General features: G+C 63.1%; 24 protein-coding genes, 1 tRNA gene and 1 pseudogene. 16 read left to right on the forward strand and 10 right to left on the reverse strand.

Annotation, left to right across the window (positions count from 1 at the left end):
- Positions 1-7 precede the first annotated feature (7 nt).
- The 3 genes from VIG32_04675 to VIG32_04685 are packed head-to-tail and all read left to right on the forward strand — an operon-like array spanning position 8 to position 3,785.
- Positions 8-2,359: an endonuclease MutS2 gene (locus VIG32_04675; protein HEY8297301.1), complete on the forward strand. Its 2,352-nt coding sequence runs from the start codon at positions 8-10 to the stop codon at positions 2,357-2,359.
- A gap of 5 nt (positions 2,360-2,364) precedes the next feature.
- On the forward strand, positions 2,365-3,552 hold the full coding sequence (gene tyrS, locus VIG32_04680; protein ID HEY8297302.1) for a tyrosine--tRNA ligase: 1,188 nt from the start codon (positions 2,365-2,367) through the stop codon (positions 3,550-3,552).
- A gap of 2 nt (positions 3,553-3,554) precedes the next feature.
- Positions 3,555-3,785: a hypothetical protein gene (locus VIG32_04685; protein HEY8297303.1), complete on the forward strand. Its 231-nt coding sequence runs from the start codon at positions 3,555-3,557 to the stop codon at positions 3,783-3,785.
- Here VIG32_04685 and hslO read toward each other — a convergent pair.
- Positions 3,763-4,653, reverse strand: a complete 891-nt coding sequence (gene hslO / locus VIG32_04690) for an Hsp33 family molecular chaperone HslO (GenBank protein HEY8297304.1) — start codon at positions 4,651-4,653, stop codon at positions 3,763-3,765. The two genes, VIG32_04685 and hslO, sit on opposite strands and share 23 nt — an antisense overlap.
- Before the next feature lie 57 nt (positions 4,654-4,710).
- Between hslO and aroQ the strand changes: the two genes are divergently transcribed.
- From aroQ to VIG32_04710, 4 genes and pseudogenes are all read left to right on the forward strand, one after another.
- Positions 4,711-5,157 (forward strand): type II 3-dehydroquinate dehydratase, encoded by a 447-nt coding sequence (aroQ, locus tag VIG32_04695; GenBank protein ID HEY8297305.1) that lies wholly within the window; start codon positions 4,711-4,713, stop codon positions 5,155-5,157.
- A gap of 116 nt (positions 5,158-5,273) precedes the next feature.
- Positions 5,274-5,543: pseudogene (locus VIG32_04700) on the forward strand (HU family DNA-binding protein).
- Positions 5,544-5,674: 131 nt separating this feature from the next.
- Positions 5,675-6,271: a GNAT family N-acetyltransferase gene (locus VIG32_04705; GenBank protein HEY8297306.1), complete on the forward strand. Its 597-nt coding sequence runs from the start codon at positions 5,675-5,677 to the stop codon at positions 6,269-6,271.
- A tRNA-Pro gene (locus VIG32_04710) sits at positions 6,262-6,335 on the forward strand. Before VIG32_04705 ends, VIG32_04710 begins: the two co-directional genes overlap by 10 nt.
- A gap of 287 nt (positions 6,336-6,622) precedes the next feature.
- Here VIG32_04710 and VIG32_04715 read toward each other — a convergent pair.
- Both VIG32_04715 and VIG32_04720 read right to left on the reverse strand, forming a co-directional pair.
- Positions 6,623-6,997, reverse strand: a complete 375-nt coding sequence (locus tag VIG32_04715) for a hypothetical protein (protein HEY8297307.1) — start codon at positions 6,995-6,997, stop codon at positions 6,623-6,625.
- Between the two features lie 427 nt (positions 6,998-7,424).
- Complete coding sequence (locus VIG32_04720; GenBank protein ID HEY8297308.1) at positions 7,425-8,051, reverse strand: FMN-binding negative transcriptional regulator; 627 nt, start codon at positions 8,049-8,051, stop codon at positions 7,425-7,427.
- 271 nt (positions 8,052-8,322) lie between these two features.
- On the opposite strand from VIG32_04720, the gene VIG32_04725 reads away from it, so the two are divergent.
- Genes VIG32_04725 through VIG32_04745 form a run of 5 tightly spaced genes read left to right on the forward strand, consistent with a single transcriptional unit; the run spans position 8,323 to position 11,314 of the window.
- On the forward strand, positions 8,323-8,967 hold the full coding sequence (locus tag VIG32_04725) for a hypothetical protein (protein HEY8297309.1): 645 nt from the start codon (positions 8,323-8,325) through the stop codon (positions 8,965-8,967).
- Positions 8,968-8,973: 6 nt separating this feature from the next.
- Positions 8,974-9,381 (forward strand): peptide-methionine (R)-S-oxide reductase MsrB, encoded by a 408-nt coding sequence (gene msrB / locus VIG32_04730; GenBank protein ID HEY8297310.1) that lies wholly within the window; start codon positions 8,974-8,976, stop codon positions 9,379-9,381.
- Between the two features lie 29 nt (positions 9,382-9,410).
- On the forward strand, positions 9,411-9,854 hold the full coding sequence (locus VIG32_04735) for a ribonuclease HI family protein (GenBank protein ID HEY8297311.1): 444 nt from the start codon (positions 9,411-9,413) through the stop codon (positions 9,852-9,854).
- A gap of 9 nt (positions 9,855-9,863) precedes the next feature.
- Positions 9,864-10,514 carry a hypothetical protein gene (locus VIG32_04740; GenBank protein ID HEY8297312.1) on the forward strand — a complete coding sequence of 217 codons (651 nt, stop codon included), beginning with the start codon at positions 9,864-9,866 and terminating at the stop codon, positions 10,512-10,514.
- The gene (locus VIG32_04745; protein HEY8297313.1) at positions 10,511-11,314 is read left to right on the forward strand and encodes a polysaccharide deacetylase family protein; all 804 of its coding nucleotides are present in this window, start codon (positions 10,511-10,513) and stop codon (positions 11,312-11,314) included. Before VIG32_04740 ends, VIG32_04745 begins: the two co-directional genes overlap by 4 nt.
- Here VIG32_04745 and VIG32_04750 read toward each other — a convergent pair.
- Entirely contained in the window at positions 11,283-11,612 is a 330-nt protein-coding gene (locus tag VIG32_04750) for a DUF3465 domain-containing protein (protein ID HEY8297314.1), read from the reverse strand. The two genes, VIG32_04745 and VIG32_04750, sit on opposite strands and share 32 nt — an antisense overlap.
- 92 nt (positions 11,613-11,704) lie before the next feature.
- Between VIG32_04750 and VIG32_04755 the strand changes: the two genes are divergently transcribed.
- Entirely contained in the window at positions 11,705-12,277 is a 573-nt protein-coding gene (locus VIG32_04755) for a GNAT family N-acetyltransferase (GenBank protein HEY8297315.1), read from the forward strand.
- On the opposite strand, the gene VIG32_04760 is transcribed toward VIG32_04755, so the two are convergent.
- Genes VIG32_04760 through VIG32_04770 form a run of 3 tightly spaced genes read right to left on the reverse strand, consistent with a single transcriptional unit; the run spans position 12,238 to position 13,933 of the window.
- Positions 12,238-12,735: an NUDIX domain-containing protein gene (locus tag VIG32_04760; GenBank protein HEY8297316.1), complete on the reverse strand. Its 498-nt coding sequence runs from the start codon at positions 12,733-12,735 to the stop codon at positions 12,238-12,240. The two genes, VIG32_04755 and VIG32_04760, sit on opposite strands and share 40 nt — an antisense overlap.
- The gene (locus VIG32_04765) at positions 12,690-12,857 is read right to left on the reverse strand and encodes a hypothetical protein (GenBank protein HEY8297317.1); all 168 of its coding nucleotides are present in this window, start codon (positions 12,855-12,857) and stop codon (positions 12,690-12,692) included. Before VIG32_04765 ends, VIG32_04760 begins: the two co-directional genes overlap by 46 nt.
- A complete protein-coding gene (locus VIG32_04770) occupies positions 12,854-13,933 on the reverse strand; it encodes a glycosyltransferase family 1 protein (protein ID HEY8297318.1) in 1,080 nt (359 codons plus the stop codon). Before VIG32_04770 ends, VIG32_04765 begins: the two co-directional genes overlap by 4 nt.
- Before the next feature lie 22 nt (positions 13,934-13,955).
- Between VIG32_04770 and VIG32_04775 the strand changes: the two genes are divergently transcribed.
- Positions 13,956-14,975: a glycosyltransferase family 1 protein gene (locus tag VIG32_04775; GenBank protein HEY8297319.1), complete on the forward strand. Its 1,020-nt coding sequence runs from the start codon at positions 13,956-13,958 to the stop codon at positions 14,973-14,975.
- Entirely contained in the window at positions 14,968-15,852 is an 885-nt protein-coding gene (locus tag VIG32_04780; GenBank protein ID HEY8297320.1) for a glycosyltransferase, read from the forward strand. The genes VIG32_04775 and VIG32_04780 overlap by 8 nt, the downstream gene beginning before the upstream one ends.
- Here the strand turns inward: VIG32_04780 and VIG32_04785 are convergent.
- On the reverse strand, positions 15,818-16,360 hold the full coding sequence (locus tag VIG32_04785) for a dihydrofolate reductase family protein (protein HEY8297321.1): 543 nt from the start codon (positions 16,358-16,360) through the stop codon (positions 15,818-15,820). The genes VIG32_04780 and VIG32_04785 overlap by 35 nt on opposite strands.
- Before the next feature lie 7 nt (positions 16,361-16,367).
- Entirely contained in the window at positions 16,368-17,486 is a 1,119-nt protein-coding gene (locus tag VIG32_04790; GenBank protein HEY8297322.1) for an aminotransferase class V-fold PLP-dependent enzyme, read from the reverse strand.
- 52 nt (positions 17,487-17,538) lie between these two features.
- Between VIG32_04790 and VIG32_04795 the strand changes: the two genes are divergently transcribed.
- On the forward strand, positions 17,539-17,982 hold the full coding sequence (locus VIG32_04795; protein ID HEY8297323.1) for a GNAT family N-acetyltransferase: 444 nt from the start codon (positions 17,539-17,541) through the stop codon (positions 17,980-17,982).
- Positions 17,983-18,040: 58 nt separating this feature from the next.
- On the opposite strand, the gene VIG32_04800 is transcribed toward VIG32_04795, so the two are convergent.
- On the reverse strand, positions 18,041-19,843 hold a 1,803-nt coding region (locus VIG32_04800; protein ID HEY8297324.1), incomplete at its 5' end, for a TonB-dependent receptor.

Consider the following 19,843-nt stretch of genomic DNA (forward strand, 5'->3'; position numbering starts at 1 on the left):
ACTTGTCATGGATCTAGCGGACCCGCGGACACTCGATACGCTCGATTTTGCGAGCGTGCGCGAGCGCGTCGTCGGCCAAACGCGTACGGAGCGCGGGCATACCTACGCAAGCGCGCTCGCGCCGCTGGTCGATTTCGCGGGCGTGCGAGCGGAGCAGGCGGCGACCGATGCCGTCCGCGGATTGGTCGAGTCCATCGACCTGCACGTGGGCGCCGCGCGCGATACGGCCGCGTGGACGGCGAGCGCGGCGCTCGGCTCGACGTTGGCCGCCGCGGAGCTTCGGAGCGTAGCCGAGGCGCTTGCCGCCGCCGCCGCCGCTTTCAATAAAACGCGCGAAACGCCGAGCGAGGCGCTGGCCCCGATTACGGCGCCGTACCGGCCGCTGCGCGAGGTAGCGCGGGATATTCTCGATGCGATCGACGAGCGCGGCGCGGTGATGGACCGCGCGTCGCCGGCGCTCGCGCGCATTCGTAAGAGTATCGTGCAATCGCAGAGCGACGCGCGCGACCGAGTTGCAGCCATGCTGCGCTCGGCGAAGTACGCCAATGCCATTCAGGATTCGGTCGTCACGATTCGCGAGGGCCGCTTCGTGGTGCCGATCAAGGCCGAGTTCTCCGGCGAGTTTCCCGGAATCGTGCACGATACGAGTTCGAGCGGCCAAACGCTCTTCGTCGAGCCGCTCGCGGCTCTCGAATCGAACAATCGGCTGCGTACGCTGCGCATCGAAGAGGAGCGCGAAGTGGCGCGCGTGCTCGCCGCACTTTCGCGCATCGTCGGGGTAAATGCCGCGCAGATCGAAGCGAACGTCGAAGTGCTGGCGCTCCTCGACGTACTCGTAGCGAAGGCGCAGATCGCGCGGTCGATGCGGGCCCTGGTACCGGAGCTCGTCGAGAGCGCGACGATCGCCGTGTACGAGGGGCGTCATCCGCTTCTCGGAGAACGCGCGATTCCGCAGTCGCTGCAGATCGACGACGCGACGCGGCTGATCGTCATCAGCGGTCCGAACATGGGGGGCAAGACCGTCGCGCTCAAGATGGTCGGGCTCTTCGTCGCGATGACGTATGCGGGCATGCAGATTCCGGCCGGCGCCGGCACGCAGATCGGCAGCTTCACCCGGATCTTCACCGACATCGGCGACGAACAATCGATCGCCGAGAACGCTTCGACGTTTTCGGCGCATCTGCAGCGGATGCGCGAGATCATTTCGGAGGCCGACGCGTGCTCGCTCGTACTCGTCGACGAAATCGGCGGGGGGACGGAGCCCACGAGCGGCGCGGCCTTGGCGGTTGCGATTCTCGAGCGCCTGCTCGCGGTTCGTGCGTGCGGCATCGTGACGACACACGCGACCGAACTCAAGCTCTTCGCTCATTCGACCGAAGGCGTCGCGAACGCCTCGGTGCGTTTCGACCCGCGTACCTTCGCGCCGACCTATCACCTCGATATCGGCGCGCCCGGACAGTCGCTCGCCTTCGCACTCGCACGATCGCGCGGGATTCCGCCCGAGTTGATCGCGCGTGCCGAATCGCTGCTCTCTACCCGCGAACGGGACTACGAAGGCGCGCTCGCGGAGCTTTCCGAGGTCAACGCCGGTCTCCAACACGATCGGGAAGCGCTCGCGCGCGATCGCGCGCATCTCGAGTCGCTGCAGAACAACCTGCGCGCACGCACCGAGGCGCTCGAACGCGAACGCCGCCAGTTCGCCGATGCTGCCGAGACGCGCATGCAGCAGGCGCTGCGCGAATTCGCAGCCGAACTCGAGCGGCGCGCGGCGCTGCGAGGCGCGCAAGGCGAACGCGCGCGCGTAACGCCGGGGCAAAGCGCGCTGCTCTCGCGCACCGTCGACGAGATGCACCGCGATCTCGGTATCCGCCCGGAGCGTAGCGACGCGCGCGTGACCGGGCGATTCGAAATCGACGAGCCGGTTCGCGTGCTTTCGTTCGATCAGGATGCGACGGTCATCGCCGATAACGGGCAGTCGGTGCTCGTCGCGATCGGTGCGATGCGAACGGTAGTGCCCAAGAGCGACCTTGCGCGGCGCGGCGCGGCCGTCCCGGGTGCGAAGCGCCGGCGGGCCGAGGCCCAGGCGGGCATGGCAAAGCTCGAAGCCGCAACGCGGACGATGGCCGAGCTGGACGTTCGCGGCAAGCGGTTCGTCGATGCCGAGCCGATCGTCGAACGCTGGATCGACGAAGCGGTTCTCGCCGGCAGTTCCCCCTTGCGATTGATTCACGGCAAGGGTACGGGCATGCTCGGCCGCGGGCTGCAAGAGCACCTGCGCGCGCATCCGAGCGTTGCGAGCCTGCGCTACGGCGATGAAAACGAGGGAGGCGGCGGCGTCACCATCTTGGAATTGCGCTAGCCTCTATGACCGCCCAAGAATTGCTCGACGGGTTCGACCACGTCGAGACGAAAGCCGAATTCGAAACGCGCCTCAAGGCCGCGACGCCGCTCGTCATTAAGCTGGGTCTCGATCCCACCTCGCCGGACCTGCACATCGGCCACGCCGTCGTGCTGCGCAAGATGCAGCAATTCGTCGACGACGGTCACAAGGTTACGCTGCTGATCGGCGATTTCACGACGCGCATCGGGGATCCGACCGGGCGCAACGAGACGCGGCCTCCGCTAAGCGCCGAGCAAATCGAAGCGAACATGCGCACCTACACGGACCAGGCGGGCAAAGTGCTCGACATGTCGCGCGTGTCTCTACGGTATAACTCGGAGTGGTTGGGTAAACTCGCGCTCGCCGACCTTCTGCGGCTCCTCTCGCAAGTCACGGTGGCGCAAATGCTCGCGCGCAACGATTTCGACGAGCGGTACAAGGGCGGCGTTTCGATCTCGCTGCACGAGTTTCTCTATCCGGTGGCGCAGGCGTACGACAGCGTCGCGCTCGAAGCCGATGTGGAACTCGGAGGAAACGATCAGCTCTTCAACCTGCTGATGGGGCGGCATTTTCAAGCGCACGCGCGGCAGCGCCAGCAGATTTGCATGACCGTGCCGCTGCTCGAGGGCCTCGACGGAACGCGCAAAATGTCGAAGTCGTACGGCAACTACGTCGGCCTTACCGAATCCGCGCAAACGCAATTCGGCAAATTGATGTCGATTCCGGATACGATCGTGCCGCGCTATGCGCGCCTGGCTGCGTTCCGGTCACAGAGCGCGTGCGACGCGCTGGCGGCGGGACTCGCGGCCGGAACGCTCGCGCCGATGGAAGAGAAGAAGCGGCTCGCGCGGGAGGTCGTAGCTCGCTATCACGGTGCGGAGGCCGCCCGCGAAGCGTGCGAGTATTTCGAACGCACGATTCAGCGCAAGGAGATTCCGACCGAGAACGTCCCGGAACTGCGCGTGGGGGACGCTCGCCGCGTCGTGGACCTGATCGTCGGCGCCGGATTCGCCGAGAGCAAGCGCGCCGCCGAGCGACTAATCTCGGGGAACGGCGTGCGGGTGGATGGTATACTCGTCTCCGACCCGAAGGCGCCCTGGGCGTCGCCCGATCCCGCCGTGCTCTCGGTCGGATCGCGCCGATTCGTTCGCGTTCTTCCCAACGAAAGGTAACCATGGCCGACCCTGCGGTGACGTACACCTCGTCCATGCCGAAGATCGAAGGCAAGAAATTCGTTTGCAAGCGCTGCAAACGCGAGTATGGCTATCCGCAGCCCGGCGAGCGGCCGATTCGCTGCGAATGCGGCTGGTGGTATGAGAACGTTGCGGGCAGCATAAAAGAAGCCTATTGGCAGCGGATCGAGCCGTATCGCGTGCCTCCGGCTAAGCTGTTTCCAATCGAGTAATCAGGTCGTTTACCTCTTCGGAGGTAAAGACGTAGAGTTTCTTGCAGAACTCGCACGTCGCTTGCGTTTCCTTACGCTCTTCCAACATACGGCGCAGTTCGGTGACGCCGAGGCCCAAGAGGGCCGTCTCCACTTTGTCGCGATTGCAGCGGCACGCGAAGCGTACGGCGAGGCTGCGGTGCGAACGCAGGACCGCATCGCCCGCGAGCGCGTGCAGCAGCGCGTGCGCGTCGGCACCCTCCGCAATCATCGTCGTAATCGGCGGCATCGCGAGCGCGCGCCGCTCGAGCGCCGCGATCGCTTTTTCGTCGGCTCCGGGTAAGACTTGCGCGATCAGCCCGCCGGCGGCGATAACGCCGCTCGGATTCGCCAGCACGCCGAGCGCCACGACGCTCGGAATTTGTTCGGAATCTACGAGATACGACGCGATGTCTTCGGCGATCTCGCCGGAATAGAGCGGCACGACGCCGACGTACGGTTGCCCCACTTCGTAAGATTTGGTTACTTGCAGCGATCCGCTGCCGATCGCGCCGGCAACGTCGAATTTTCCGCGATCGTTGAGCGGCATGTCCGCTTCGGGCACCTTCGCGTATCCGCGCGCGCCGATCGCGCCGTCGCCGAGCATCCATGCGTCGCCGATCACGGCGCGGATCGGTCCGTCGCCCGAGATCTGCAGCGAAACGCGTTCGCTGCCTTTAAGGCTCGCGCCCAGGAGCGCGGCCCCCGTCGTGATGCGTCCGACGGCCGCGGCCGCCGTCGGCGCCAGCGCGTGGCGGACTTGCGATTCGCGTACGAGTTCGGTGGTGATTCCGGCAACGACGGCAAAACCGGCTTCCGGCGCCGACGCGGCAATGATGAGATCGGGCATAGGGGCTCGACTTACCGAGGGCAGTCGCATTTCCTCCCCGAATGGCGCGCCATGCGAGTGCTCGTCATACACGGCCCCAATCTCAACTTACTCGGCGAACGCGAGCCGAGCGTATACGGCACGCAAACGCTCGCGCAGATCGATTCCGCGATCGCGGCGGCCGCGCGCGACCTGGGATTGGAAACGCGCAGCGTGCAGCACAATAGCGAAGGCGCGATCGTCGACGAATTGCACGCCGCGCGATCGACCTACGATGCGATCGTTATCAACCCCGGTGCGTACACGCACTATTCGTACGCCATCGCCGACGCGATTGCGGCGATCGCGATTCCGGTGATCGAAGTGCACCTTTCCAACGTTCGCGCGCGCGAAACGTTCCGTGCCAACAGCGTCGTGGCGCCCGTATGCGTCGGCTCCGTCGCCGGATTCGGCGCCAACTCCTACGTACTCGCGGTTCGCGCGGCCGCCGAGCTACTGGGTCCAAAGTCGGAAAAAGCCCGGTAGATTAAGGTTTTTCGGCACTTTTTGGAAGGAGCGCGCTACGGACTTGCGTATATGCAGTTCCCAGGCGGCCTGCCCTACTGAAGCACTTTTTTAAGAGCCGCTAAGGAGAATTTCATTTGACGAAAGCCGATCTAATTGAGACCGTTGCCGCCGAAGCCGAGCTGTCCAAACGACAGGCGGGCGAAATCGTCGATCTCGTCCTCGACGAAATCAAAACGGCGCTTCAGAAGGGCGATCGGGTCGCCCTAACCCCGTTTGGCAGCTTCGTCGTTCGTCAGCGGAAGGCGCGCGAAGGCCGCAATCCTAAGACGGGCGCAAAGATCAAGATCGCCGCTCGCAAGGTCCCGGCGTTTGTAGCCGGCAAGGCCCTCAAGGAGGCCGTTTCGGGCATCCGTGCCGGCGCGAAGAAAGCGACTGCGAAGAAGAGCGCCGCGAAGAAGAGTCCCGCGAAGAAGGGCGGACGCAAGCGCTAACGATCGGTCCGCTCGCGCGGAACGAACTTTCGCAAGCCGTCGAAATCTTTGGGCTTGCTTTTGCGGACGAGCACGGACCCCGCTTTAACGGACCGGCTCGTCCCGCTGCTTTTATCGACGTTTGGAGATTCATTCACGACGTCGAACCCGCGGGGTTTCTCGCGGCGCGCGACGACGGGAGAGTCGTTGGCTATGCAATCTTTGTGCGTAGTATAAAAGCAATCCAGCGCAAGGCCGTGCTCTCGGGCACGGCCTTCGTCTGGGCCGTCCGCGCCCTGACGGGACGATACGATCTGCGGTTGGGCGCGATGTGGCGAATCGTGCGCAACAAAGCGCTCTTCATCACGAGCGGCCAGAAGTATCGTTCGCAGGGTGACGCGCAGCTACTTAACGTCGCCGTTCATCCCGATGCCCGGGGCCGGGGCATCGCAACGGCGCTTGTGGAGGAAGGCCTGCGCGCGATGGGCGCTGCCGGCGTTTCCGAGGTTCGACTCGAGGTGCGGCCGAGCAACGCGAGCGCCCGTCGAGTCTACGAACGCACGGGATGGCGCGAAGTGGGCCGAACGCGCGACATCGAAGGGGAATGGATGGTAATGGTAGCAAACCCGCCCTTGTCGAAGGGACACAATAACGGGCTGTAGCGCAGTTTGGTAGCGCACTTGACTGGGGGTCAAGGGGTCGCAGGTTCAAATCCTGTCAGCCCGAATCGACCGAACGGACCTGGAAATATCTATTCCGGGTCCGTTTTCCATCTGCACCTCAATTTTGCAACCTCGAAGGCGCTTCAATCGGGTATATGCAGACAGCGCTTTCAAGATAGTTTGAAACACTCGATTTCGCGCGTTGCACCGGATAGATTGTGACTATCAGACTGAGAGATAGCGCCTGTAAAAACAGGCTGTGCTCCTCGTCAGTCTCCTGCGATTGCAGCATTTCCAAAATCGCATCTCGAAAGTACGAGTGCTCGTTGCGAGTCTCGCCCTTGAACAGCATCAGGCCTTATCCCGGATCACGTATGTTTGCAACTCAGCCGCCGAACTCCACGCAACTATTGGGTATAGGTCGCCCAACGCAAAATTCTCTGCACGCAAGCCGTTGCGGTGGTCGTATACGACGACAATATTGTCGATCGAGCCGCATCGCAAAGTGAGCTTTCCTGACGCAATGAGGCGAAGCTGCTCTGCGTCATCTTCGTCGGCCGATCCGAGCGTAGCCACCATCAAGTCGCCGCCAAAATTTCGCAGCACGCCGATGCCCACGAGGTAATTGTCATCGGACAACTTCCACGCTTCGGTGCTAACACGCCAAAACGGCACCAGCGTCATGATGTACTCACAGACTTCCTGACCAAACGTTCGGGTTTCCATGATTGCTCCCACGGCAAAGACCGTCGTGGGCCTCTCACCCTGCGCGCTAAAGCCCAGGAGATCAGGCTATCACACGTGTCAACCTTCCTCCACTCGGCGATAACGCCCGTCAGATACGGGACTGTTCCTCGAATAGATGGTCCCATCGCTACGTTTCGACCCAGCTGTTTAACAGAATTCCTTGACGATGAGTGATTCTGTCAACCGATAGCAAGTTTACCTGGCATTAGTTTTCAGGCCGTCTACCAGGTAGGATGTGACTGACGGTTTTTTGGAGCGGACGAGGCCGATGAACTCAAGTAAAATAACGGATTTTGATCTCGGCTGGAGGACAATCTACCAGCCCGACCATATGGAAACCCGAGCGCTTCTGCGCCGGGTTTTCTGCTTGTCGAAGCGCGTCCTTCGACCCAGTCCTTCGACAAGCTCAGGATGACAAGGGGTTTGCTCGCGCCATGTCGTCGGCTAGCAGGCGGTCCGATTCGCGACCGGTTGCGCGTAGGGCGCGGATGAGATGTTGGGGTTCGCCGTCGCTTTTGTTTTGGCTCAGTTTAAACTTCGCGGTTACGTCGGTCACGCCGATCGAAAAGGCGACGATCGCTTTTTGAAGCCGGTCGAAATACTCATCGTCCAACTCGTCGATGCTCCACGAATCGGGGGCTCCGGACTCCACGTGCTCGACGAGGCGGCGCAGTATCGGCCGGGTTTGGTCGCCGGCCGCTAGACGAACCGTGCCGGTGCAGTGAACGGTCGAATAGTTCCATGTCGGAACGTTGCGGGTACGGTCGGCATAAAAGCGCGGCGAGATGTACCCGTGCGCGCCGTGAAAGGCGACGAGGACCTCCGCGCCCTCGAGTTCTTTCCACTGCGGATTGGCGCGCGCGAAATGGCCGAGCAGCGTGAGCGGCGTCTCGTCCGCAATGACAAATGGCAGGTACGAAACGAACGGGCGTCCGTTCTCCGCGGAACTGACGATTGTCCCGAGCGGAAAGTCCCGAATCAGACGCAGCGCGGCTTCGCGATCCGGTAGCTGATTGTGCGCCGGTATGTACATACCGTAAATCTACCATACGCGGCACGCGGCGCGCGCAACGCTTTGCCTCGAAGCGTGTTATACGGTGTAGAATGCAATCGAAACGGCAGCCCCCGGTGGGGGATTTTCTCGTTATTACTTTAGTCGCTATTGCGACGGGCGTCCTAATGATCGCGCAACCCGAGTTGGGCTTAGCGATGGCGGTGGGTTGCCTACTGGTCGGCGCCTCCGCGGTCACGTTCTTCGGCCTGCGCCGCTTGGGATGGCTAAAGAACTTCTAGGAGGACCGGAAATGCTGAAACGATTTCTCTGCGGCGTCTTTGGACTGTTGCTTGCCTGCACGGTCTGCGCCGCAGCCGATCAAAGCCCGACCTTCAACGGCCCCTTGAACCCCTCTGAAAAGGCCTTCGTGGCGGCGATCCAAGCCGACCTGACGGCGCGCTTTCCGACGGCGGCCGACGCCGAGAAAGCCGGCTACATCCGCTACACGAACGCCGACGATACCGGCGCGATCAGCTATGCCAATCTGCATTGGCAATCGTCCGACATCAGGCACCCTAGCCAACTCTGGTACGACGCCGCCGGAAATCTCCTCGGGGCCGATTTTTCCGTAGTGCAAACCGGCACCAAGCGACCGAGCCTTTTCGGCGTGAACCCGGGGCGCCTCTATCAATTTAACGATCACGTTCACTACGTTGCCAAGAGTGCAACGGGTGCGCTCGAGTACGACAAGTACATCATGGCGCCCGCCTTCCGCCAGGCCGGCGGAGATCCGGCGCATCCGACGGCGGCCGATCTGGTCAAGATGGGCAAAGTCGCGAGCGCGAGCGACGTCGTCGCCGTTTTCGACATGCCGTCGATCTGGGACGCGATCGTGTGGGTGAAAGCGAACCCGAACGGTGCCTTTGCCGAAAAGAACCCGCTGGTAAAGCCGTAAATGACGATGAAACACGATGCCTCGCCGGAAGTCGAGAAGACCGAAGCCGATTGGCGCAAGGAGCTCTCGCCCGAGCACTATCACATCCTGCGCGAAGCGGGTACGGAGCGGGCGTTTAGCGGCGAGTTGCTGGTAAATCACGATAGCGGGCTCTACCGCTGCGGTGCCTGCGGGGCCGAGCTCTTTACTTCCGATGCCAAATTCGACTCGCACTGTGGCTGGCCGAGCTTCACCAAACCCCAGCAGCAGCAAAACGTGCGGCTGCTGGACGATTCGAGCTTGGGAATGCGCCGGACGGAAGTCCGCTGCAAGCGCTGCGATTCACATCTCGGCCACGTTTTCGACGACGGCCCCGGCCCCGAGGGTACGCGTTACTGCATCAACTCGCTCTCTTTGAAGTTCGAGAAGCAATAGCGCTCGTCATCGCCGAACCTCGCCTCCAGATGAATTCGCTCTTCGAATCGACTCCGGTGCAGGTGACGCTTTTCGCCGACGGCGGCTCGCGCGGTAACCCGGGACCGGCCGCGAGCGGCGCCGTGCTCCTGACCCCCGACGGCACCGTGATCGGCGAGGTCGGGCGCTTTCTGGGCATCGCGACCAATAACGTCGCGGAGTGGAGCGCCGTGCTCTTCGGCTTGCAAGCCGCGTTGGAGCTGGGCATCACGACCATCGCAATTCGTTTGGATAGCGAACTCGTGGTCAAGCAGCTTACCGGCGAATATCGCGTGAAGCACCCCGATCTTCAGCCGCTGCACCGCCAGGTGACCGCGCTGCTGCGACGGTTCTCGCACGTCGATCTCAAGCACGTGCCGCGCAAGCAGAACAAACTTGCGGATGCCGTCGTCAATCGGGTTCTCGACCAGGAGCGTCCTTCGTCAACCAAGTAAGGTCCCTCGATGCGTCGTAACCTCGTCCCCGCCGCGATCGGTATTTTCGCCACGATCATGTTCGTTGCGGGGCTGTTCTTCTATCGCCATACCGATCTCACGAAGATCGACCAGATGGCGAAGATCCAGCAGATGCCGAGCGTTATCAACGTGAGCTTAACGCTGCAGTACGACAAGCCGCCGATCTACCGCGAAACGTATTCGATGAAGGACGTTAACGGCGTCTCGACCGCGCAGTATCAAATTCACGGCTTCAACGGCAAGCTGATCACGATCACCTCGCCGCCGGATCGCAACTACACCGTGTCGTTCTTTTTCGAGAAGACGGTGCAAGACGGTATCTGGCAGATCGTCAATACGCCCGCGCGCGGCGATACGAGCATCGTCTACACGATTAAGGTCTACCAGCAAGTCAACGGCGAGCACGGCTCGCGAACGATCGCGTTCACGGATCCGCACTATTTGGCGCGCCAAGCCGGGCACCAATACGCCATTCACCTCGATCCGCAAAAACCGACGCCGGATCTGCTGCATCTGCACAGCACGTCGCTCGCCGACCCGCGCTACGAAAAGCTCGTGCGAGACTTCCGCACCTTCGGTCCCCCGTCGTTTCGCAAAAAGGTTGCCGACGCACAGCGGATGGTTCGGGCGGGCCATTGATCGGGAAGAAGTTTTCTCGCACGGCGTGGCGCGGCATCGCTATTGTCGCGATCGCGGGCATACTCGTGTTTGCCGGATACGAGCTTTTCGAGCAGCCCGGCAATCAGATTTTCGGGCCGACCGTAACGCATGGGCCGCTCAACGAAAAGGTCGTAGCGCTCACGTACGACGACGGGCCTAACCCGCCGTATACCGATGAGATTCTCACCGTGCTCGAACGCGAGCACGTCCGCGCGACGTTCTTTCTCGTAGGGCGCGCGGTTCGCGCCTATCCGGCAACCGCGAAACGCGAAGTGCTCGACGGCGACGCCATCGGAAACCATACGTGGGATCACGCACATCTAATCGTGATGCGGCGCAGCCAAATACACGCGTCGCTGCGGCGAACCGACGCAGCCATCTATGCCGCGACCGGCGTCCATACGACGCTCATGCGTCCGCCGTACGGCGCGCGCGATTGGCCCGTCATGCAGGTCGCGCACAAGCTCGGTTACACGGTCGTAATGTGGTCGGTTCCGTTGGCGATGGATTGGGAGTACCCGCCCGCGGCGGTCATCGCCCGACGCGTTTTGAAATACGTCAAGGATGGCTCGATCTTCGTGCTGCACGACGGCAACCGCGGGCAGCTCTGCGCCTTGCGGCACCTCAACCCGCACGTCTGCGATCGTAGCCAAGACGTGGAAGCGACGCGACTGATCGTCGAAACGCTCAAAGGGCAGGGCTACCGCTTCGTCACGATCCCCGAACTGATCGCGCTACGCAAGAGTACTACGCATATAACCGCCCCCGGAGGCGAATAAAACCGTCCGTATGCTCGCCGGCAGGATCGCGATGGGTCCAATGCACGATGGGTTCCCGGCCCGGATCGTGCACCATCTCGCCGCGCACGTCGATCCGATCGCCCGCTTGAACGGGCACGCGCGGCGCGAGCTTGACGTTATCGACGATCTCGACTGGCCCCGCGGCCGTTTGTGCGTCGAACGCCTCGTGCATCGCGTGCGTATGGGATCCATAGAAAAAATGGGGCGCGTCGAGAACCGTCGCCGCAAACGTCACCTCGGCCGGACGCGTCCCGGAATAGGCAGCCGCCAAATCCATCAATCTCATCCTCCGCAGCGACATTCACGCGCGTTTCGTCGCGTCGCTAGGTGCGCGTGCGAATCCGTGGTAGACTCGAACGTACTCGTCTCATGAGAACGATTCGAACCGCGCGATTACGCCTCACGCCGGTCACCGCGCAGAACGCCGATGCGTTGTGGGCCGTGCTTCAACAGCCGGACTTGCGGACGTTTCAGGATTTGCCGGCCGTTACTGCGAGCACGTTCGTCGGAATGGTCGCCCGTCGTCCACAGCGTTTGCGCCCGGGCCAGCCCGGCCGCTTCGAATGGCTCATCTACGGACACAAAATGCGCAAGCCGCTGGGCTGGGTATCGCTGCGCGTTCCCGAGCGCGAACGCTCCTGCGGTGAGATTGGCTACAGCATCGTGCGCGAGTCCCGCGGCCGCGGTATCGCCACCGAAGCCGTTCGGGCGCTGGTTGCCGAGGCATTCGAGCTGGCGGCGCTCGCTCGCGTAAAAGCCTATTGCGTTCCCGAAAACGCCGCGTCGCGGCGCGTGCTCGAACGCAGCGGTTTCGAAACCGACGGCCTGTTGTCCAACGGCGCATCGGTCAACGGCGAGCTCGTCGACGTGCTGGCGCACGTGCTCCCGCGCGAACGCTGGGCTCAATCGGGAAAGACGATCGAGATATCCGCGTCGGCATAACCCGCGTACTGCAGCGGTAAATCGCCGCGCAAGTAGGCGAGCAGCGGCTCGCGCACCACCCGGACGGTCAAACGCTCGGCAATCTGCGCGAGTGGAACCCACCGTGCCTCGGCGACGTGATCGTCATCCCGCGGCGCGACGATGTTGCCGGACACCTCCGCCGCAAACGTGCAGTTGGTAAAGTGAACGTCGCCGTCGTAGGATTCGCTCAGATAGAGCAACTCACCGATTCGCGCGCTCAGACCGGTCTCTTCGAGGACTTCGCGCGCGACGGTATCGCGAAGCAGTTCGCGCGGCAATTGACGGCCGCCGGGGAGATTCCAGAGCGGTTGCGCGTGATTGGGGTAGCGCGAGGCCACGAGCAAAATCGACGAACCTCGCCGAATCAGCGCGCTCGCGAGATGAATGCGTCTTACCAGATCGGCGATTGTAATGCCATCCGCCGGCGAACGAACCATGCGGGCAGATGCGACTCGTGTTTGATCGTCACGCGATGCGAACGAGTCGCGCGTGGAGCCATGGATCCGAGCAGAACCGCCGCGATCGCCGCCACAACCGCCGCGAGTGCAAGTCGCCTCACCCCAAAGCCCTTCCGCCCGGTGCGTCGGCGGCTCCTGCGACCCGTTCGAAAATTTCAAGCGTGCGTTCCGCGGTTCGCCGCCACGTCATGTACCGTGCCCGTTCGTACCCGGCGGCGCGCAGGGAATCGGCCAACCCCGGCTCTGCGAGCACGCGCCGGATCTGTGCCGCGAAGGCCGCCTCATCGCCGGGCGGAGCGTAGATGGCGGCCTCGGCGCCGGCTTCGGGGATAGCCGCAGCCGACGACGCAACTACCGGGGCGCCGTAGCTCATTGCCTCCAAGACGGGCAGTCCAAACCCTTCGTACCGCGAAGGGTAGACGAAGACGCTGCAGGAGCGATAGAGGGCGGCGAGCGTCGCGTCGTCGACGTGACCCAGAACGTGAATCGGAATTTCGTCGCGATGCGGAATCGGATCGGCGATCGTTCCGACCACCACGAGCGCGAGCGGGCAATCGTCGCCCGCAAGGCGCGCGAGCGCGGCGACGAGCGTATCGAGTCCTTTGCGCCGCTCGCTTTCGCCGACGAAGAGCGCGAACCGGCCGAAGGACGCCGGGTCCGGCGCGACGCGCGCCGGCGCGCGGGGCGGCGAGACCCCGAGCGCGATCGCCGTGATTCGTTCCGGCGCGAGATCGAGTACGCGCGCCAATTCGTGCCTGGAGAAACTCGAATCGGTAATGATGTGCGCGCACGTGCGGGCGGCGGCGCGAAACGACGCGCGCGCGGTTTCGTCGAACCCCTCCAACGCGAACGTCGACGCGTCGTGCAGCGTCGCAACCGCCGGAAGCGTAAACTCGCTCCAACTCGGTCCGTTGAATGGAAACCATAGCAGATCGAGGGATGCACGGGTGTGAAGGCGGCGCGAGCGAATCGCGTAGCGGCGATTGCGGGTTTCCCGCCGGTAGCGCCGCGCCACCGTCCAGGTGTGCCATTCCGGGACGACGAGCGTCACCGCGATTCGGTCCGCGAACGCCTCGTCCCACACATCGAGCAGGGCGCGCAGGTAGCGGCCGATCCCGCGACGGTCGCCGGGAAGATTCCACGCGTCGACGCCGACGCGAAGGATGCGCTCATTCACGCGGCATACCTCTGGAAGCTCCATGCACGTCGCGGTCGATGCTCACAATCTGCTTACCGATCGTCGCGGCATCGGCGTCGCCGTTCGCGCCATACTGGGGCAGTGGATCGAGCACGCCGCATGCGATCTGACTTTGCTCGTGCGTCACCCGCTTCCTATGCTGCGCAAACCGGCGCTCGCGCGCGAGCTCGGCAGCCGTGCCTTTGCGGTGGCGTCGCGCGTTCCGCGCTCGGCCGACGTTGTGTGGCACCCATGGAACGGCACGTTTTTCGATGCGGGCGACGTGCCGGCGGTCGCAACGATCCACGACGTCGCACCGTTCGCATTCCCGGATCGCGATGCCGGCCGGCGCGAATCCCAACAGGCGCCGTTCCGGCGTACGGCGCGATCCGCGCGGCGAATCATCGCCGATTCGTTCGTTACGAAATCCGAGATCGAACGCTATCTCGAGGTGCCGCCCGATCGGATAACGTGCGTGCCGTTGGCCGCCGATCCGCGCTACACGCCCGGGCCCGCGGATGGGATTCCGGACGCAACGCGGGGGCGGCCGTACCTGCTCTACGTCGGAGCGATCGAAACACGCAAGAACGTCGACACGTTGATCGCGGCGTGGCGAACCGCTTTTCCCGCGTGCGACGTCGCGCTCGTTCTGGTTACCACGCAGGCCGTACCCTCCGATACGATCGCGCTGCACGATGTGAGCGTGGAGCGTTTACGCGATCTGTATCGCGGCGCGCTGGCGGTCGTGTGTCCCTCGATCTACGAAGGCTTTGGGCTGCCCGCGCTCGAGGCGCTCGCGTGCGGCGCGCCGGCGGTCGTGTCGCGAGCCTCGTCGCTGCCCGAAGTCTGCGGCGACGCCGCGCTCTATGTGGAGGATCCGCTCGATGGCGAGCAGTGGGTCGCCGCGCTGCGACGAATCGCGGCCGACGCGCCGCTGCGCGCGCGTTTGCAGACCGCCGGCCCGCAGCGGGCCGCACTCTTCTCGTGGGCGAGAACCGCGCAGGAAACGCGCAACGCGCTCGAAAGCGTGCGAAATGACTAGCGTCGCCGCGCACCTGATCGTCGGCCGGAAGGAAGAGCCGTTTCTCGGTGCGATGCTCGAATCGCTCGTCGGCGTCGCCGACGTACTGATCGTAAACGACAACGCATCCGATCCGTCGCCCCACGGTTCGACGCTGCGCACGAGCTGGTTCGGCCGCAACGACCGGTTGACGATCGATCGAACGCCGTTCTCCGATTTCTCGACCGCGCGAAACGCTTGTCTGGCGCGGCACGCCGAACGCAGCGCCGGCGATTGGGTCGCCTTCGTTGATGCGGACGAAGTCCACGGAGACGACGTGCGCCGCATCGCACGCCACCTCGCGTACGTTCCGCAGTCGCTCGATTTCGTGGACGGCTATACGTGGCATTTCTTCGCATCGTTCGATCTCTACACGTCGATCGAGCGACGGATGTCGTTCTTCCGTTTCACGCCGAACGCGCGTTGGACCGGCCTCGTTCACGAACGCCTCGAAGGTCTTTCGGGCGGCCGCATCGCGTTGCCGTACGTGTACGGTCACTACGGCCACGTTTTGCCGGCTCGCCGCCATGCGGAGAAGGGCCGTCTCTACAGCAGCCTCGGCCAGACGGGCAAGGTGGTTGCCGAGGAAGCACTCGATCGAATCGATCCGGCGCAGTATTTCGAAGACGTTTGGCCTACGCTGCTGCGCTTCGGCGGAGAACACCCGCCGGCGGCGCGTCACACGATCGAGCGTCTGCGCGAGGTCTATGCGATCGAACAGACCCGCGCGCTTGAGTTAACGCGCGCCGCACAGCCTCCGCTGACGCGCGCGCGCAACGCGCTGCTGAAAGCCAACTACGAGCAACGATGGCGAGGACGCGCGCTCAATCCGCTCGCTCGGCGGCTAATGGCTCGCTAGCCAAATAGGCGAGATGTACGACGCCGCTCGGGAACGCATGCGAGTGCTCGAGCTGCCAGCCCGGATCGGTCCCGCCGTCGCGCCGAAACATGGGAATGCCGCGCCCAAGCATGACGGGCATAATGAAGAGATCGATGCGGTCGACGATGCCGAGATCGAGAAATGCGCCCATCGCGCGTGCGCCGCCCATGATCCACACGTCGCCCGCGCCCAGGCTCGGCAAAAGTGCGGCGAGTCCCTCAGGGCCGCCCGTCGCGAGCCCGACGTCCTCCGGCAATGGCTCGAGCGCACGCGACGTAAGCACGATAATCCGTTTGCCGTCGTACGGCCAATACTCGAAACTGCGGGCCTGATCGTAGGTTGTGCGCCCCATAACGAGCGTCTCGATCGAGGCAAGAAATGTCGTAAACCCAAAGTCGTTCTCTGCGAACGCGTCGAGCCACCCAACATTGCCCGCCTCATCAGCAATAAACCCATCCAAACTAACCGCAAAATACAACCTAATCATGTTCCTGTCATCCTGAGCTTGTCGAAGGACGCGAGCCTGTCGAAGGACGCGAGCCTGTCGAAGGACCATCCGCTCGACGTACGGCTTGTTCGACAGCATGGGCAAAGGAATCCACATCCTCCGGTCGCGTGGCGAAGTGCGTCATCCACCGAGCCTCCGGCAACGACTCGTCGAACACGTAAAAGAAGTAGCGCTCCTGGATCTTCGGAATCGCCGCCCGGTCCAGCGTTGCGAACACGGCGTTGGCTGCCACCGGTCGCGTGATACGGACGTCCGGAATCGCGCGAATCCGGGCCTCCAGCGCTTGCGCCATGGCGTTCGCGTGCGAGGCATACCGGTGCCAGCGATCTTCCGCAAGCAACGCATCGAATTGAGCCGCGATATAGCGCATCTTCGAGGCGAGCTGCATGGCTTGTTTGCGCACGAACGGTGCGGCCGTTGCATGGAGCGCGGGATCGAAGAAAAGCACGGCCTCGCCCGCGAGCAATCCGTTCTTCGTCCCGCCGAAACTCAACACGTCGACCCCCAAGTCAACGGTGCAAGCGCGCAGCGAGACGCCTAGCGCGGCGGCGGCGTTGCAGATGCGCGCACCGTCGAGGTGCACGATCATGTCGTGCCGATGTGCGAACGTCGCAAGGTCGCGGATCTCGTCGGGATCGTAAAGACCGCCGAATTCGGTGGTATTGGAGATCGAGATCGCGCGCGGAACCACGTGATGCGGGTCGGACGCATGGGCGACGAGCGGTTCGAGATCGGCAACGCGCAGCTTTCCGTCTGCGCTCGGTACCGCGAGAATCTTCGAGCCCGCAAATCGTTCGAGGGCGCCGCATTCATCGGTCTGAAGGTGCGAGGAGGCCGGCGTAATCACGGCCTCGTGCGGCCGCAGCAGCGAACTCAACGCCACGACGTTCGCCCCCGTACCGTTGAACGTGAAGAGTACCTCGGTCCGCGCGCCAAAGTGTTCGCGGAAGCGTGCGACGGCACGTTCGGTGAACGCATCGGCCCCGTACGAGACCGCGTCGCCGGTATTGGCCGCCAGGATCGCCTCCATAATCTCGGGCGCAACCGGCGCGTTATTATCGCTCGCAAACGTTCGCTGCATATTGCGCCAACTACCCCAAAACACCGGCGCGCGCCTCCGTACCAGGTGCGGGTCGGTGGTACTCGAAGGGGTGCTGATGCGTAGCGAGCTCTTCGGTGTCGGCGATCGCGAGCGGCTCGATCGCGCGCTCGCAGTGCGCGTCGCCGTCTTCGTCGACGAACAATGCGTGCCGCTAGCCGAAGAGATCGACGCACACGACCGGGACGACCCGGATGCGCTGCACGCCATCGTCTTTGAGGGCGAGAGCGTCATCGCCGCCGGGCGCTTTTACCCGCACGTAGACGGTGTGACCGTGCAGATCGGCCGAATGGCCGTCCTGCCGGATCGTCGCGCGAGCGGAGTCGGCCGGTTCTTACTGCACGTATTGATGGAGGCGGCAAAACAGCGCGGATACGCGCGCGCGTCGCTCTCCGCACAGACGCACGCGCGCAAGTTCTATGCGAAATCCGGCTTCACCGCCCACGGAGAACTCTTCGAAGACGCGGGAATCCCCCATCAGGAGATGACCCGAGAGCTGTAACGAAAAAGCAAAGCCCCCGCCGAAGCGGGGGCTTTGCTGCTCCGATGCGCCGATGCGCTTAGAGCTTGACCTGGACCTCGAAGTAGGCTTGGAACGGTAGGAGTCCGCTATAGGGGGCGAACGGGTAGTTGTATGCCGGAGCATACGTACCGCCGCCGTTTGCGGCATCGTGTCCGTTGGCTCCGTAGAAGAAGCCGCCGCCGAAGCCGGGTTGACCGTTTTGCGGCCCGATGTAGGTGGTGTTGCCCGTACCGAGCGGATTACTCGAGTACCCGCAAACAACGCTGTTTGCCGGGAACGCGTTCGCCCATGCGGCCTTCGTACCGCCGAAGCAACGGTTGACCAAGTTGGTCAGGGTGAGGTTGGCGGTAATCTTCGGAGAGACTTCATACTTGATGAACGCTCCGATGTTGAGCTGCCACGGTTCCTGATACTGCCCGACCGAATCCATTTTGCCACTATAGGGATTCGGAATCGCGAGGAAACCGCTCTGAACGAACGGCGACGCGGAGCACGTCAGGAAGTCAGGGTTTTGCGCGTACGCGGAGCCTGCCGGGAGAACGGGCGCACCGTTCGCTCCGGTTGCTGCGCCTTGGTTTTGCGCACAAGCGCGCGGATCGACGCCATACGTGTCGGTCGGCGAGCCGTAATAGGTGCCCGCGATCAACTCCGCGTTCGGTGCGATCGAGAGGCGACCGTGCTTGTATTGCAGGTATGCAGAGAACGAATTCGGCGCGATGGCGGACGTACCGCCTTGGTCGGTCGGATCGTTCGGCGGCTCGTTCGGATACGTATAGTAGTAGGCGTTCCGATCGAGCAGTGACTGTTGGCCTTCGTTGTAATACGGGTTAGCGATGACGGCTCCCGGCGCTGCTGCATCGGTGCAGGTCGGGTTTGGAAGGCCGTTCTCATAGCACGGCGCGCCGCCGCCGGCCTTCGTCAAACCGTTGAACGCTTTGACGTAGTTGTTCAGGTAGTCGATGCCGTTCGTGCCGTTGGGGAGGTTACCGTACTTGACCTTCGCAGTCGTATACGTATACGCCAACTGTCCGGACCAACCGTCACGTGACGGATCGCCCTTTTGGATGGCGAGCTCGACGCCCGAACTCTTCTGCGTTCCGACGTTGACGCCGGAGACGAAGCCGGGGCCGAGAACCAACGAGACGATCTCGTTCTGCGTATACCGATAGAATGGCGAGACCTTTGCCGTCATATCGGAGTGCGCGAAGTGGTGCTCGATCGAAAAGTCGACGTTGTTCGACGTTTGGACCGGATTGTTGTGTGCAGGCGTGTTGAAGCCTAATCCCCAGAATTGGGCGAAATTAAAGGCTGCAGCGCGCTTACCGGAGGCGTCGGCGTATTGCTCGAACGCCGTCTCCGTCGGTTGCGTATAGCGTCCGGCCGAGAAACGCAGCACGGTATCGGGATTGAGCGTGTACGTACCGCTGATGCGCGGTGAGAACAACGTGTGAGAGAACGACGTCGGGCTCGCTGCGGAATACGAGAGCGCGCCGGCATCGGGCCCCTTACCGCCCGTTGGGTGAACCCCTAGCTGCCCTGAGGCCGCTACCGGGCACGACTGGCCCGGATTGGTTTGGACCGGGTTTGGCGGCACCGGCTGACCCGGTGCGAGCGGGGTTAATTGCGGCTGGCCCGTCGCCGGGTCGTAGCAATTAACTTGCGCGCCTTCGTTGAACCAGAAGTTAAACTCGGGCGTGTTGGTGTTGGCGAGTTGGTACGTGTAGTTCTCGAAGCGCAGACCGAAGTTCAAGTCGAGTTTGTCGGTCGGCTTGAACTCATCTTGTAAGGCGGCCGAGCTGAACTTCGGAACGACCGAGTTGTACGTGCCTTGGCCGCCCGG

This window comes from Candidatus Baltobacteraceae bacterium (genome assembly GCA_036559195.1).
Taxonomy (GTDB): domain Bacteria; phylum Vulcanimicrobiota; class Vulcanimicrobiia; order Vulcanimicrobiales; family Vulcanimicrobiaceae; genus JALYTZ01.

What these genes read in the sequence shown, in the direction of transcription:
- VIG32_04675 (HEY8297301.1), top strand. Translation starts at nt 8, where the DNA reads ATGGATCTAGCGGACCCGCGGACACTCGATACGCTCGATTTTGCGAGC.
- tyrS (HEY8297302.1), top strand. Translation starts at nt 2,365, where the DNA reads ATGACCGCCCAAGAATTGCTCGACGGGTTCGACCACGTCGAGACGAAA.
- VIG32_04685 (HEY8297303.1), top strand. Translation starts at nt 3,555, where the DNA reads ATGGCCGACCCTGCGGTGACGTACACCTCGTCCATGCCGAAGATCGAA.
- hslO (HEY8297304.1), bottom strand. Translation starts at nt 4,653, where the DNA reads ATGCCCGATCTCATCATTGCCGCGTCGGCGCCGGAAGCCGGTTTTGCC.
- VIG32_04715 (HEY8297307.1), bottom strand. Translation starts at nt 6,997, where the DNA reads ATGGAAACCCGAACGTTTGGTCAGGAAGTCTGTGAGTACATCATGACG.
- VIG32_04720 (HEY8297308.1), bottom strand. Translation starts at nt 8,051, where the DNA reads ATGTACATACCGGCGCACAATCAGCTACCGGATCGCGAAGCCGCGCTG.
- VIG32_04725 (HEY8297309.1), top strand. Translation starts at nt 8,323, where the DNA reads ATGCTGAAACGATTTCTCTGCGGCGTCTTTGGACTGTTGCTTGCCTGC.
- msrB (HEY8297310.1), top strand. Translation starts at nt 8,974, where the DNA reads ATGAAACACGATGCCTCGCCGGAAGTCGAGAAGACCGAAGCCGATTGG.
- VIG32_04735 (HEY8297311.1), top strand. Translation starts at nt 9,411, where the DNA reads ATGAATTCGCTCTTCGAATCGACTCCGGTGCAGGTGACGCTTTTCGCC.
- VIG32_04740 (HEY8297312.1), top strand. Translation starts at nt 9,864, where the DNA reads ATGCGTCGTAACCTCGTCCCCGCCGCGATCGGTATTTTCGCCACGATC.
- VIG32_04750 (HEY8297314.1), bottom strand. Translation starts at nt 11,612, where the DNA reads ATGGATTTGGCGGCTGCCTATTCCGGGACGCGTCCGGCCGAGGTGACG.
- VIG32_04755 (HEY8297315.1), top strand. Translation starts at nt 11,705, where the DNA reads ATGAGAACGATTCGAACCGCGCGATTACGCCTCACGCCGGTCACCGCG.
- VIG32_04760 (HEY8297316.1), bottom strand. Translation starts at nt 12,735, where the DNA reads ATGGTTCGTTCGCCGGCGGATGGCATTACAATCGCCGATCTGGTAAGA.
- VIG32_04775 (HEY8297319.1), top strand. Translation starts at nt 13,956, where the DNA reads ATGCACGTCGCGGTCGATGCTCACAATCTGCTTACCGATCGTCGCGGC.
- VIG32_04780 (HEY8297320.1), top strand. Translation starts at nt 14,968, where the DNA reads ATGACTAGCGTCGCCGCGCACCTGATCGTCGGCCGGAAGGAAGAGCCG.
- VIG32_04785 (HEY8297321.1), bottom strand. Translation starts at nt 16,360, where the DNA reads ATGATTAGGTTGTATTTTGCGGTTAGTTTGGATGGGTTTATTGCTGAT.
- VIG32_04795 (HEY8297323.1), top strand. Translation starts at nt 17,539, where the DNA reads ATGCGTAGCGAGCTCTTCGGTGTCGGCGATCGCGAGCGGCTCGATCGC.